Source organism: Nocardioides sp. (assembly GCF_036493135.1).
Classification (GTDB): Bacteria; Actinomycetota; Actinomycetes; order Propionibacteriales; family Nocardioidaceae; genus Nocardioides.
Window position 1 is genome coordinate 1 of record NZ_DASXQG010000014.1, and the last position, 12667, is coordinate 12667.

Annotated in this window: 9 protein-coding genes; 5 read left to right on the top strand and 4 right to left on the bottom strand. The window is 71.0% G+C overall.

Translation table 11 applies throughout. From position 1 onward, the window contains the following. Nucleotides 1-2448 (top strand): NAD-glutamate dehydrogenase domain-containing protein (locus tag VGJ24_RS02330; RefSeq protein WP_331498875.1); only part of this gene is annotated, 2448 nt, incomplete at its 5' end. Between the two features lie 330 nt (nt 2449-2778). Here VGJ24_RS02330 and VGJ24_RS02335 read toward each other — a convergent pair. Both VGJ24_RS02335 and VGJ24_RS02340 read right to left on the bottom strand, forming a co-directional pair. Continuing rightward, nucleotides 2779-4044: a HAMP domain-containing sensor histidine kinase gene (locus tag VGJ24_RS02335; protein WP_331498876.1), complete on the bottom strand. Its 1266-nt coding sequence runs from the start codon at nt 4042-4044 to the stop codon at nt 2779-2781. Beyond that, the gene (locus VGJ24_RS02340; RefSeq protein WP_331498877.1) at nt 4041-4700 is read right to left on the bottom strand and encodes a response regulator transcription factor; all 660 of its coding nucleotides are present in this window, start codon (nt 4698-4700) and stop codon (nt 4041-4043) included. The genes VGJ24_RS02335 and VGJ24_RS02340 overlap by 4 nt, the downstream gene beginning before the upstream one ends. Nucleotides 4701-4818: 118 nt before the next feature. On the opposite strand from VGJ24_RS02340, the gene VGJ24_RS02345 reads away from it, so the two are divergent. The 4 genes from VGJ24_RS02345 (at nt 4819) to VGJ24_RS02360 (ending at nt 9785) form a co-directional block, all read left to right on the top strand. Then, nucleotides 4819-6606, top strand: coding sequence for an ABC transporter ATP-binding protein (locus VGJ24_RS02345; RefSeq protein ID WP_331498878.1), 1788 nt, complete (start codon nt 4819-4821; stop codon nt 6604-6606). Further along, nucleotides 6603-8462, top strand: a complete 1860-nt coding sequence (locus tag VGJ24_RS02350) for an ABC transporter ATP-binding protein (protein WP_331498879.1) — start codon at nt 6603-6605, stop codon at nt 8460-8462. The genes VGJ24_RS02345 and VGJ24_RS02350 overlap by 4 nt, the downstream gene beginning before the upstream one ends. A 103-nt stretch (nt 8463-8565) precedes the next feature. Then, complete coding sequence (locus VGJ24_RS02355) at nt 8566-9078, top strand: sigma-70 family RNA polymerase sigma factor (RefSeq protein WP_331498880.1); 513 nt, start codon at nt 8566-8568, stop codon at nt 9076-9078. Beyond that, nucleotides 9075-9785, top strand: a complete 711-nt coding sequence (locus VGJ24_RS02360) for a zf-HC2 domain-containing protein (RefSeq protein ID WP_331498881.1) — start codon at nt 9075-9077, stop codon at nt 9783-9785. Before VGJ24_RS02355 ends, VGJ24_RS02360 begins: the two co-directional genes overlap by 4 nt. Nucleotides 9786-9863: 78 nt before the next feature. Here the strand turns inward: VGJ24_RS02360 and VGJ24_RS02365 are convergent, their stop codons facing one another. Together VGJ24_RS02365 and VGJ24_RS02370 are read right to left on the bottom strand one after the other, a co-directional pair. Then, entirely contained in the window at nt 9864-10256 is a 393-nt protein-coding gene (locus VGJ24_RS02365; RefSeq protein ID WP_331498882.1) for a hypothetical protein, read from the bottom strand. A 76-nt stretch (nt 10257-10332) separates the two neighbouring features. Continuing rightward, the gene (locus VGJ24_RS02370; RefSeq protein WP_331498883.1) at nt 10333-12654 is read right to left on the bottom strand and encodes a CDP-alcohol phosphatidyltransferase family protein; all 2322 of its coding nucleotides are present in this window, start codon (nt 12652-12654) and stop codon (nt 10333-10335) included. Between the last annotated feature and the right edge of the window lie 13 nt (nt 12655-12667).

The window sequence follows — 12667 nt, forward strand, 5'->3', positions numbered from 1 at the left end:
CGCGGCGGCAAGGTGGCGCGCGGCGGCATCCGCTGGTCCGACCGCAAGGAGGATTTCCGCACCGAGATTCTCGGGCTGATGAAGGCGCAGATGGTCAAGAACGCCGTCATCGTGCCGGTCGGCTCGAAAGGCGGCTTCTTCTGCAAGCAGCTGCCCGACCCGGCGGACCGCGACGCGTGGCTCGCCGAGGGCATCGCCTGCTACAAGACGTTCATCTGCGGCCTGCTCGACATCACCGACAACCTCGTCGAGGGCGCGACCGTCCCGCCGAGCGACGTCGTGCGCCACGACTCCGACGACTCCTACCTGGTCGTCGCCGCCGACAAGGGCACCGCGACGTTCTCCGACATCGCCAACGGCGTCGCGAAGGACTACGGCTTCTGGCTCGGCGACGCGTTCGCCTCGGGCGGCTCGGTCGGCTACGACCACAAGGCCATGGGCATCACCGCCCGCGGCGCCTGGGTCTCGGTGCAGCGCCACTTCCGCGAGCGCGGCATCGACTGCCAGGCCGAGGACTTCACCTGCGTCGGCATCGGCGACATGTCCGGCGACGTGTTCGGCAACGGCATGCTCTGCTCGGAGCACATCCGGCTGGTAGCGGCGTTCGACCACCGCGACGTGTTCCTCGATCCCGACCCCGACCCGGCGAAGTCGTTCGCCGAGCGGAAGCGGATGTTCGACCTCCCGCGCTCGAGCTGGCAGGACTACGACGCCTCACTGATCTCCGAGGGTGGCGGCATCTACCCCCGCTCGCTGAAGTCGATCCCGATCAGCTCGCAGGTACGCCGAGCGCTCGGGCTCGACGAGTCGGTGACCAAGCTGACCCCGGCCGAGCTGATGAAGGCGATCCTCCAGGCGCCGGTCGACCTGCTCTGGAACGGTGGCATCGGTACGTACGTGAAGTCCTCCGCCGAGACCCACGCCGACGCCGGCGACAAGGCCAACGACGCGATCCGCACCGACGGGCGCGAGCTCCGGGCCCGGTGCGTGGGGGAGGGCGGCAACCTCGGCCTCACCCAGCTCGGCCGGATCGAGTACGCCGAGTCCGGCGCGGCTCGCGGTGCCGTTCGACCTGGCGGTGCGATCAACACCGACTTCATCGACAACTCCGCCGGGGTCGACACCTCCGACCACGAGGTGAACATCAAGATCCTGCTCGACCGGGTGGTGGCCGACGGCGACCTCACCGAGAAGCAGCGCAACCACCTGCTCGCCGAGATGACCGACGAGGTCGCCTCGCTGGTGTTGCGCGACAACTACGAGCAGAACCTCGCCCTGGCCAACGCATCCGCGCACGCGACGTCCCTGCTCCACGTCCACGAGGACTGGATGCGGACCCTGGAGAAGAGGGGCGTGCTCAACCGTGAGATCGAGGGGCTGCCGCCCTCGCGCGAGGTGCGCCGCCGGATCGAGCGCGGGGAAGGACTCACCACGCCCGAGCTGTCGGTGCTGCTGGCATGGACGAAGATCGTGCTCGCCGACGAGCTGATCGAGTCCGACCTGCCCGACGACCCCTACTGCCACGTCGACCTGGTCGCCTACTTCCCGACCCAGCTCAAGGAGGGCTTCGAGTCCTCCATCGCCGCCCATCCGCTCCGCCGGGAGATCATCGTGACCCAGGTCGTCAACGACCTGGTCAACGGTGCCGGGATGACGTTCTGGCCGCGCCTCGCGGGCGAGACCGGCGCGACGCCGGAGGAGCTGACGCGGGCGAACTTCGTGGCTCGCGAGATCTTCGGCTCGCTGCCGTTGCGCGAGGAGCTGCACAACTACGACAACGCGCTGGACGCCGGCTGCCAGACGCGGATGCGCGTCGAGATGCGCACCTTGGTCGAGCGGGCGTCGCGGTGGCTGGTCAACAACCGGCGTCCCCCGCTGGACAGCCAGGGCACGGTCGACTACTTCAGGGGGCCGGTGCAACGGCTGATGGCCGAGCTGCCGTCGCTGCTGACCGGCCGCGAGCTGCGGGCCTACGAGGGCCGGATGTCCCGGCTCGTCGATGAAGGCGTTCCCGAGGACCTCGCGTCCCGGGTCGCGGTGCTGCACCCGGCCTACCAGCTGCTCGGCATCCGCGAGATCGCCGACCGCATGGAGCTCGACCCGGTCGAGGTCACCCGGTTGCACTTCGCGCTCGGCGAGCGCCTCGGGCTGCCCGACCTGGTCGCGCGCATCCTGGCCCTGCCGCGCGACGACCGGTGGCAGACCATGGCGCGAGCCGCGCTCCGCGACGACGTGTACGCCGTGCACGCCCAGCTCAGTGCGCAGGTGCTGCGCGACACCGACGGATCGGACACGGTGCCCGTACGCATCCAGGAGTGGGAGGACGGCGACGCCGTCGTGGTCTCGCGTGCGGCCACGACGCTGGAGGAGATCTGCGCGGACGAGAACGCCGAGCTGGCCCGGATGTCGGTCGGTCTGCGGGTCGTCCGCGGGCTGCTGGCCAACTGACGCCCGTCCGGCCGGTTGCCTCGCCGAGGCTCCGCCTCGGGCCGGCCGGAGCGGGCCCACCCGGCGGCCCCCCATCACCGACCACACGACGGTCACGACAGCCACGGTCAGAGTCAGGGTCAGGGTCAGGGTCAGGGTGATGATCGCGCCACCCTTGATCCACGACGCACCACCGGGCCCCGTCGAGGAGACGGGACCCGGCGGCCTCGGGGTCCGGGCCGGCCCGGGGCCCGTCCGGGTGTCGCCGGCCCAGGTCTTGGGAGGCTCTGTGCCGGCGACACGCCTCCAGAGTGGGTCCGGGTTCCTGCCACGCTCCTGATCGGTACGGCTTCAGCGGGCGGGCACCCGCACCTCGAACCGGCCGCCCGGGCCTGGTCGGGCGACCACGTCGCCGCCGATCGCGCGCACCATCCGCCGTGCCAGGGACAGGCCGAGCCCCGACCCGTCTCCGTGCGTGGTGTGGCCGGGCTCGAAGACCCGCTCGAGGTCCTCCGCGGCGACGCCGGGTCCGTCGTCGACGACCGAGATCACCACGGTCCGCCCGTCTCGGCCGACCTCTATCCGGGGCTCGCCCGCCCCGTGGCGGCCGGCGTTCTCGAGGAGCGGGCGTACGGCGGCGGCCAGCGGCGCGACCGGCGCGGCCAGCACGACCTCGTCGTACGCCGTGCGCGGGAGGTCGAGGGCGCCCATCAGCTGTCCGATCGTGGTCCGGTCCCCGCCGGAGGAGTGCGCGCGAGCCACCGAGAGCATCGTGTCGATCGAGTCGCGCATCCGCACCGCGGCGGCGTGGATGTTGTCGAGGCCCTCGCGTTGCGCATCCGTGGCGTGCTGGCGTGCCAGGTCGGCCTCGGCGAGCACCACCGCGAGGGGGGTCCGCATCTCGTGGGCGATCTCGTCGGTCAGTCGCCGTTCGGCGGAGAGCGAGTCGACGATGCGGTCGAGCATCTGGTCCAGGGTGCGGCCGAGGTGCGCGATCTCGTCGCCGCCCTCGCCCGGGTCGAAGCGGCGGCCGACGTCGTGCTCGCGCCAGTCGTCGGCCAGGTCCGCCATCGCCTGCACCCGCCGCAACGACCGGGTGGCCGCGACCCAGGCCGCGGCGGTGGCGAAGACCACGGTGACCAGCCCGAGCACGACGGAGAGCCACAGCGAGTGCCGCTCCGCCTTCTCGTACGGCTCGAGGTCCTCGGCGGCGACGACGGTGGCGACCTGCCTCCCGGCGCGGGTGACCGGCTGGGCGACGTACACGACCTCGTCGACGGTGCGCTGCTGGGCCGTGGTCGCGCCGGACAGGGAGCCGACGGTGCGAGCGAGCGCGGACTGCGGCAGCCGGCCCTCCAGGAGCTTCCGCCGGGAGTCGAAGGTCCACACGTTCTGGTCCAGGACCGCTGAGCGCTCCTCCAGCACCCGGACCCGTCCGCCGGATACCTCGACCGTCGCGCCCGCCGCCACCGCACGCGACTGGGCCCGGGAGACCGCGGTCGCGTCGTTGCTGCGTCCGAGGATGACCTGAAGACCGACCACCAGCACCGCCGCGGTGAGGGTCGAGACGAGCAGCGCCGTCGCGGCCATCCGGGCGCGCAGCGAGGGTGGCCTCACCGCCACCGGTAGCCGACCCCGCGGACGGTGCTGATCGCCGCCAGGTCCAGCGGCTCCAGCTTCTTGCGGATCCGGCGGACGTAGGAGTCGAGGGTGTTGTCGCTGACCATCGCGCCGTGCGGCCAGGCGGCGGCCACCAGCGCGTGACGGCGTACGACGGTGGTCGGCTCGGCCATCAGCCGCCCGAGGAGCCGGAACTCCGTGGGCGTCAGCGACACCTCGGTCTCGTCCAGCACGAGGGCATGACGCGCCGGGTCCAGGACGGCACCTCCGGGATCGGCCGCCGCGGGTGCCGGCGTACGACGCAGCAGCGCGTCGAGGCGCACCCTCACCTCGTCGAGGTCGAAGGGCTTGGTCAGGTAGTCGTCACCTCCCGCCTCGAAGCCGGCGATCTTGTCGTGGAGTCCGTCGCGTGCGGTCAGGAACAGGACGGGTGCGTCCACCCCGGATGCCCGAAGGGCCAGGCAGAGGTCGCGCCCGTCGGCGTCCGGGAGCCCGATGTCGAGGATCATCACGGCCGGCCGCTGCCTGGCGAAGGCCCGCAGCGCCTCGGCCGCGGTCGCCACGACCAGCGGCTCGTGACCCATCGCCCGCAGCGCGCGCGTGAGGACCGAGCGCAGGGCGGGCTCGTCCTCGCAGACTCCGACGAGAGGCACATCCGGAGCCTAGGAGAGACCGCCTGGCCGGAACCTGACTGTAAGGGGCACTCACGGCGTTCGCGTCGTACCAAATGATTCGGCGGATGTCGGCGCGACGGATTAGAGTCGAGCAACGATGCCTGCCGATCTCGCCGACCCCACCGTCCCGCACAGCCATCCGCCCGCCAGCGTGAAGTCGCTCTGGCGCCTGCGCGGCTACCTCCGGCCACACGTCCCCGCGCTGGTCATCATGCTGATGACCTCCATGACGGGCGTCGGCGTGGCGATCGCGATCCCGCTGGTGATCAAGGCGCTCATCGACGGCCCGATCGAGGACCACCAGGCCAGCGGCATCCTGCCGCTGGGTCTGCTCGTGCTCGGCCTCGGCGTCCTGGAGGCGTTCCTGATCTGGTGGCGCCGCTGGGTGCAGAACAAGGCGGTGCTCGCGGTCGAGACCTCGATGCGCCGCGACCTCTACCAGCGGCTGCAGGAGCTCCCGATGAGCTTCCACAGCCGGTGGCAGTCCGGGCAGCTGCTCTCGCGGGCCACCACGGACCTTTCGGCGATCCGCCGGTTCTTCGGCTTCGGCATGTTGTTCCTGCTGGTCAACATCACCCAGGTCGTGGTGACGACGCTGGTGCTCCTCCACATGTACTGGCCGCTCGGGCTCGTGGTGGCGGCGACCTCCGCGCCGATCGTGTGGCTGTCCATGCGGTTCGAGAAGCGCTACGTCGTGATCTCCCGCGACGTCCAGGACCAGCAGGGCGACCTCGCCACGCTGGCCGAGGAGGGCGCGGTCGGCATCCGGGTGATCAAGTCCTTCGGTCGCTCGCCCCACGTCTCCGCCCAGTACGACGCAGCGGCGCGCACCCTGCTGGAGACCAGCGTGCTGAAGGTCCGCCTGTCGGCGAAGTTCTGGACCTTCCTCGAGATGATCCCCAACCTCGCGGTCGTCGTCGTCCTGCTCCTCGGCGCGATCGGCGTGGGTCGCGGTGCGCTGACGCCCGGCGAGCTGGTCGCCTTCATCACCCTGATGCTGTCGCTGGTCTGGCCGGTCGCCTCCCTCGGCGTGATCCTGGCGATGGCCCAGGAGGCGATGACCGCTGCAGCGCGGGTGCTCGAGATCTACGACATGAGGCCCGACATCGTCTCCGGCACGGCCACGGCTCCGCACGCGCTGGGCCACCTGCGCTTCGAGCACGTCGACTTCACCTACCCCGGCTCCGACACCCCCGTCCTCCGTGACGTCAACCTCGACCTGGCGCCCGGCGAGACGCTGGCCCTGGTCGGCTCGACCGGCTCGGGCAAGACCTCGCTCACGGCGCTGGTCCCGCGGCTCTACGACGTCAGCGGCGGGCGGGTGACCATCGACGGGGTCGACGTCCGCGACTACTCCCTCGTCGAGCTCCGCTCGCTGGTGGCGACGGCGTTCGAGGAGCCCACGCTGTTCTCGATGAGCGCCCGCGAGAACCTCACGCTGGGGCGCGCCGACGCCACCGAGGACGAGATCGCAGAGGCGCTCGAGATCGCCCAGGCCGGCTTCGTCCACGACCTCCCCTGGGGGCTCGACACGCGCATCGGTGAGCAGGGGATGTCGCTGTCGGGTGGCCAGCGTCAGCGGCTGGCGCTGGCGCGCGCCGTACTCGCCCGACCCAAGGTGCTGGTGCTCGACGACACGCTCTCGGCGCTCGACATCCACACCGAGAAGCTCGTGGAGGAGGCACTCCAGCGCGTCCTGGCGTCCACCACGGGCTTGGTCGTCGCGCACCGGGCCTCCACCGTGCTGCTCGCCGACAGGGTCGCCCTGCTCGAGGGCGGCACGATCACCCACGTCGGCGAGCACCGACATCTGCTGGCCACCGTCCCGGCGTACCGCGAGCTCCTCGCCGCCGATGCCGAGGAGCTCGAGGAGCAGTCAGCATGAGTGCCCCCACGCAGACCCCGCCGGCCGAGCAGGTGCCCGAGGGCCAGGACTGGCGTGGCGTCGCCGCCGACGGCCGCGACGACCTCACGGCCGAGACCACCGCGCGGCTCGCCGACCGGTCCCGTCGACTGCTGAAGAACCTGTTGACCCCCTACCGCAGCGAGGTCAAGCTCCTGGCGGTCGCGGTGCTGATCGAGAACGCCGCGCGTTTGTCCATCCCCCTGCTCGTGGCCCTGGGCATCGACAAGGGCATCCCGCCGATCGCGCAGGACAACAACCTCCAGCCGCTGTTCGTGGTCGTGGGCTGCGTCCTGGCCGCCACCCTGATCCAGGCGGTCTCGCGCAACATCTTCCTGGTGCGCTCGGGCCAGATCGGGCAGGACATCCTCTTCGAGATCCGGCAACGGATCTACCGGCAGTTCCAGCGCCTGAGCCCGGCGTTCCACGACTCGTACACGTCCGGCCGCGTGATCTCGCGCCAGACCTCCGACGTCGACGCCATCTACGAGATGCTCGAGACCGGGTTCGACGGGCTGATCACCGCGGCCCTGACCCTGGTCGGCACGGCCGTCCTGCTGCTCTACCTCGACGTCAAGCTGGGCCTGGTCGCCCTGCTGTGCGGGCCGTTCCTCGCCTGGGCGACCAACTGGTTCCGCAAGGAGTCCGCCAAGAGCTACCGGGTGACCCGGGAGAAGGTCGCCCTCGTCATCGTCCACTTCGTGGAGTCGATGAACGGCATCCGCGCCGTCCAGGCGTTCCGCCGCGAGCCCCGCAACCAGGAGATCTTCGACGACGTCAACGACCAGTACCGCGCGGCCAACCTGGTGGCGTTCCGACTGGTGGCCTGGTTCATGCCCGAGATCCGTCTCATCGGCAACGTCACCATCGCCGTCGTCCTGATCTACGGCAGCTATCTCGCCTTCGACGGTCAGGTGACCGTCGGCGTCCTGGCCGCCTTCCTGCTCTACCTGCGCCAGTTCTTCGAGCCGATGATGGACATCTCGCAGTTCTACAACACCTTCCAGTCCGCCAACGCCGCGCTGGAGAAGATCTCCGGCGTCCTCGAGGAAGAGCCGGGAGTCCCCGAGCCGACCGACCCGATCGCACTGTCCGACGCGCGGGGCGACCTCCGGTTCGACCATGTCCGGTTCGAGTACGTCGAGGGCGTTCCGGTGCTGCCCGATCTCGACCTCACCGTGCCCTCCGGCCAGACGGTGGCGCTGGTGGGCACGACCGGTGCCGGCAAGACCACGATCGCCAAGCTCGCGACCCGCTTCTACGACCCCGCCGGCGGGGCGGTCACGCTCGACGGCGTCGACCTGAGGTCGCTCACGTCGGTGGACCTGCACCGGTCCGCGGTGATGGTGACGCAGGAGAACTACCTCTTCTCGGGCTCCATCTCCGACAACATCCGCTTCGGACGGCCCGACGCCACCCAGGAGGACGTCGAGCAGGCGACCCGCGCGTTGGGCGCCCACGGGTTCATCGCGACCCTGCCCGACGGCTACGACACGCGGGTCTCCAACCGCGGCGGCCTGCTCAGTGCCGGGCAGCGTCAGCTGATCGCGTTCTCGCGGGCGTTCCTGGCCGACCCCGCCCTGCTGATCCTCGACGAGGCGACGTCGTCGCTCGACGTACCGTCCGAGCGGCTGGTCCAGCGCGCACTGCGCACGATCCTCAAGGGCCGCACCGCGGTGATCATCGCCCACCGGTTGTCGACGGTGGAGATCGCCGACCGCGTGCTGGTGCTCGAGCACGGGCACATCGTCGAGGACGGAACCCCGTCGGACCTGATCGCCGGCGGCGACGGGCGCTTCTCCGACCTGCACCGGGCCTGGCTCGCCTCCCTCGCGTGAAGCGTCGGTGGGTCAGCCACTCTCTGACCCAGGAGTGTGGTGCCCACCTGCATCATTGAACCGATCGGACCACGGCTCCGTATACCGGGTGTGAGGAGGTGTGATGACGGACAGCCCTGACGTCGTGATGCAACGCCTGCACGATGACCACGCGGGCGCGCTGTGGGGTCATTGCCTCCGCCTCACCAACCACGACCGTGCCCGCGCCGAGGACGTGTGCCAGGAGACGCTCCTGCGCGCCTGGCGCAACGCCTCGCTCCTGGACGAGACCCAGGGGTCGGTCCGCGCGTGGCTGTTCACCGTGGCTCGCAACATCGTCATCGACGAGTCGCGCACCCGGCGCGCCCGCTCCGAGATCCCCATGGGTGACCTCCCGGAGCCGGTGTCGACCGGAGACGCCAGCGACGAGCTGCTGATGACCTGGGTGGTCGCGGACGCGGTCACCCGGCTCTCACCCGAGCACCGCGCGGTGCTCCAACAGACCTACTTCAAGGGTCGCCCGGTCGCCGAGGCCGCACGTCGCCTCGGCATCCCCGAAGGCACCGTGAAGTCCCGCACGCACTACGCCCTCCACGCCCTCCGGCTCGCACTGGAAGAGATGGGGGTGGTCGCATGAGTACGCCGCACGGCTCATCGATCGACTGTCCGTACGAGATGTGGGGCGGCTCCTACGTCCTCGGCTCGCTGTCCCCGGCCGAGCGCCGGGAGTACGAGGCTCACCTCGACGGATGCCGGCCGTGCTCGCGCGCCGTACGAGACCTGGCCGGGCTGCCCGGCCTGCTGGGCCGGATCGGCCCGGAGGTCTTCGACGAGCTCGAGCCCGAGCCGGTCCCCGAGACGCTGCTGCCGCGGCTGTCCCGGGCCGTACGTCGCCGCCAGCACCGCCGTACCTGGCTCACCGCGGGCATCGCCGCGGCCGCCGCGGTCGCGGTGACCGCCGGTGGCGTGCTCGCCCTCGACCACTCGACGTCGTCACCGACCGCCGGTCCGACCACCCCGTCGGTCGTGCAGCCGTCCAGGCAGCCGATGACCCAGGAGTCCCGCGATCCCATGATCGCGAGCGTGGCGCTCACGCCGGTCGCGTGGGGCACCAAGCTCGAGCTCACCTGCAGCTACCCGCCCGGGACCCTCCGGTACGAGCGCGGCGCCTACGCGCTGGTCGTGCACACCAAGGACGGCCGCAGCGAGCGGATCGCCACCTGGAACGGCCTGCCCGGCAAGTCGATGCAGGTCAGCGGCGCGACCGCCTCGTGGAAGACGGACATCGCCTCGGTCGAGGTGACCAAGCTCGACGGCCGCCCGGTCGCCCGGCTCACCCTCTGAGCCCGCTCCGACCCGTTCACCGGCACGAAGAACGCCGAGTCGTCCTAGGACGACTCGGCGTACTTTCTGTCTCCGTCCTCACTCAGCGGCGACGGTGCTGTGCTCGGGCGCGGGCTCGGTCAGCAGCTCACGCGACAGCGAGTACAGGGAGGCGAGGATCGCCACGGACTCCGCGATCGCGGCCGCCCAGACGTAGTTGCCCTGCCACTTCTCGTGGTCGCCGAAGAGGCCGGCAGTCGTCGTCGCGATCGCGAACCCGGCGAGGGTGCTCGCACCGAAGCCGAACGCGAGGAACGGCGCGAACCAGTGCTTCCAGGTGACCAGCAGCACGGCGATCACGACGCCGGCCACGATGTTGACCACGAACAGCGGACCGATCACGTGGACGTGGCGCATGCCGTTGAGCCACTCATAGAGGTGGACGTACGCCGACACCAGGACGGCGAGCGCGGCAATGATTCGTGCGGTCATGGGGCTTTCAACTCCGATCCGGGCCCGGACGGCCCTCTCACCCAGGAGACACGGACCAGCGAGCCGGTCGGTTCGATCAGCGTATCGCCGGGTTCGCGTCGAACGCGTCGAGGAAGCGGTCGCGGAAGTCGTCCATGGGCATCACCGGGCCGTTGCTGTCCGGGCGCAGCCCGGCGGCCCAGCCCCAGCTCCTGATCCGGTCCAGGACCTTCGGGTCGTGGGCGATCAGCGAGATCGGGACGTCGTGGGAGACACCTGTGCCGCTGACGTTGGTGTTGGGCTGGTGGTCGCCGAGCACGATCATCACCAGCTTCTTGTCGTGCGCGTGACGGACGAAGGAGACCAGGGAGCGCAGGGAGTACTGGATCGAGCGGGCGTAGTCGCGCTGCTGGTCGGGACCGCCGAGCAGCTGGAAGAACGACGTGTGCGAGGCGTGCATCCCGTCGTACACCGAGCCGTTCCCGAGCCGGGACCACGGCACCATCCGCGGGAGCGGCGTCCACGGTGTGTGGCTGGAGACCAGGTCGATCTCACCCATCACCGGACCTCGGTCGGGGCGGTCCAGCTCGCGCTGCGTGAACGCGCGGAACGTGTACTGGTCGGGGATCCGCGCGTAGCTGAAGCGCGGCCCCTGGTAACCGACGTTATGGGAGTCGTACATCTGGTCGAACCCGTAGAAGCGGCGGCCCTGCTCCCACTCGCCGTCATCGGACGGGATGTCGCTGACGGTGCGCCAGCCCGCGTTTCCGAACGCCCGGGACAGGGTGAACCGGTCACCGGAGAGCACCTGGTCATAGCGCTGCTGGGAGTCGATCCAGAGCCCGGTCTGCAGGGTCGAGTGCGCCAGCCAGCTGATGCCGCCGAACGTCGGGGAGCGCATCCACCCGCTCCGCGCGTGGAACCCCTCCATCGTCAGCTGGTCGGTCGAGACCCCCAGGGTCCGGTCGACCATGGGCGAGAACCACGACCCGTCGACGGCCACCCGTCCGTAGCTCTCCACGAAGACCAGGAGCACGTCCTTGCCGCGAAGTCCGGTGAGCAGGTCGGCGCTGGGCGTCGAGGCGTGGTCGTCGTGGGCGAGCGCGTGCTCGAAGACCGCACGGTCGTGCAGCTCTGCGCGCACGCCGTGGACCTGGGAGCCCACCAGCGAGGCGGCCGGCGCCGACGCCACGGGGATGCCGGAGACCTGTGCGCCGCCGGTCGCGGCGACGGCCCAGACCACGGCCAGCACCACCACCACGCGGGACCACGCCTGCGGGGCACCATGCACCGCGCGACGTACCCGCACCGTCGCCCAGACGCACAGGGCCAGCGCGAGCACGAGCCCGAGCAGGACTCCGCCGGCGGCCAACACCTCGCCACCGCGCCCGGCCGACCGATGCACCAGGTCGAGCCCGGAGCCGACGTACCCGGGGTCGCTGAGCGGGTTGAACGGACGGTCGAACGCCTCGTAGAACCCCAGGTCGAGGGCGGTGAGCACGAGGGTCGCGGTGAGCAGGATGCCGGCGACCACCGCCAGCACCCTGCCTCCACGCGACGGCAGGACGACCGCGAGAGCGGCGAACACCAACAGCTCGAGCGGGATCGCGAGCAGGGCCCCCCAGGAGAGCTGGTCCGGATGACGGGGCACCACCAGGGCCAGCCACACCACCGCGACCGCGACCAGATCGACCACCGGACGCACCCAGGCCGCCCGGGCGACCACCTGCTCCTTGCGCATGCGCCACAGCACCACGACCTGGTGCCCGAACGACTCGACGAGCAGGGCCAGGGACCCGAGCGCCAGCGCGGTGGCGAGACCGCGGGGGAGGACGTCCGCCCCGACGGCGGTCAGCACGATGCCCTGTACGGCGGCGACCACCTTGGCCCAGCGGCGCGGCGGTGCCGGCGCGGTCAGCCAGGGCCAGACCAGGCCCGCGAGCAGCAGAAGGTAGCGGGCGAGCCCGATCAGCAGCACCCACGCCCCGACGACCGGGACGGCGTACACGCTCAGCACGAGGATCAGGAAGGCGTCGACCTCCATGTCGAACGCCGCGCCGAAGCGGGTCACCTGGCTGCGCATCCGGGCCAGACGCCCGTCGATCAGATCGGTGAGGAGCGCGATCGTCGCGAGGACCACGACCGGGGCGCGCGGCACAGGGGCGTGCCAGGACTGGACGACGAGCGCCGTCACGCCGGCGGTCAGCGCGGCGCGGAGGAGCGTGACCAGGTTGGCCGCGCCGAGCCGGACCAGACCTTCTCGGCGTACGCCGCGGTCGACGAGCAGCCAGGTGGCGAGCGCGACGGTCGCACCCACCACGGCCGCTCCGGCGCCCAGGCCGGGGGCCGCCGCCAGTGCCAGGAGCAAGGCGGCGGCAGCCGGCAGTACGGTCAGTGGACCGAAATGAACCGTTCGCACCCTGCCTCCGTAT

Bases quoted from the DNA above. Each gene is read 5' to 3' on its own strand.
- VGJ24_RS02365 (WP_331498882.1), bottom strand. From the start codon at position 10,256: ATGACCGCACGAATCATTGCCGCGCTCGCCGTCCTGGTGTCGGCGTAC.
- VGJ24_RS02345 (WP_331498878.1), top strand. From the start codon at position 4,819: ATGCCTGCCGATCTCGCCGACCCCACCGTCCCGCACAGCCATCCGCCC.
- VGJ24_RS02355 (WP_331498880.1), top strand. From the start codon at position 8,566: ATGACGGACAGCCCTGACGTCGTGATGCAACGCCTGCACGATGACCAC.
- VGJ24_RS02350 (WP_331498879.1), top strand. From the start codon at position 6,603: ATGAGTGCCCCCACGCAGACCCCGCCGGCCGAGCAGGTGCCCGAGGGC.
- VGJ24_RS02360 (WP_331498881.1), top strand. From the start codon at position 9,075: ATGAGTACGCCGCACGGCTCATCGATCGACTGTCCGTACGAGATGTGG.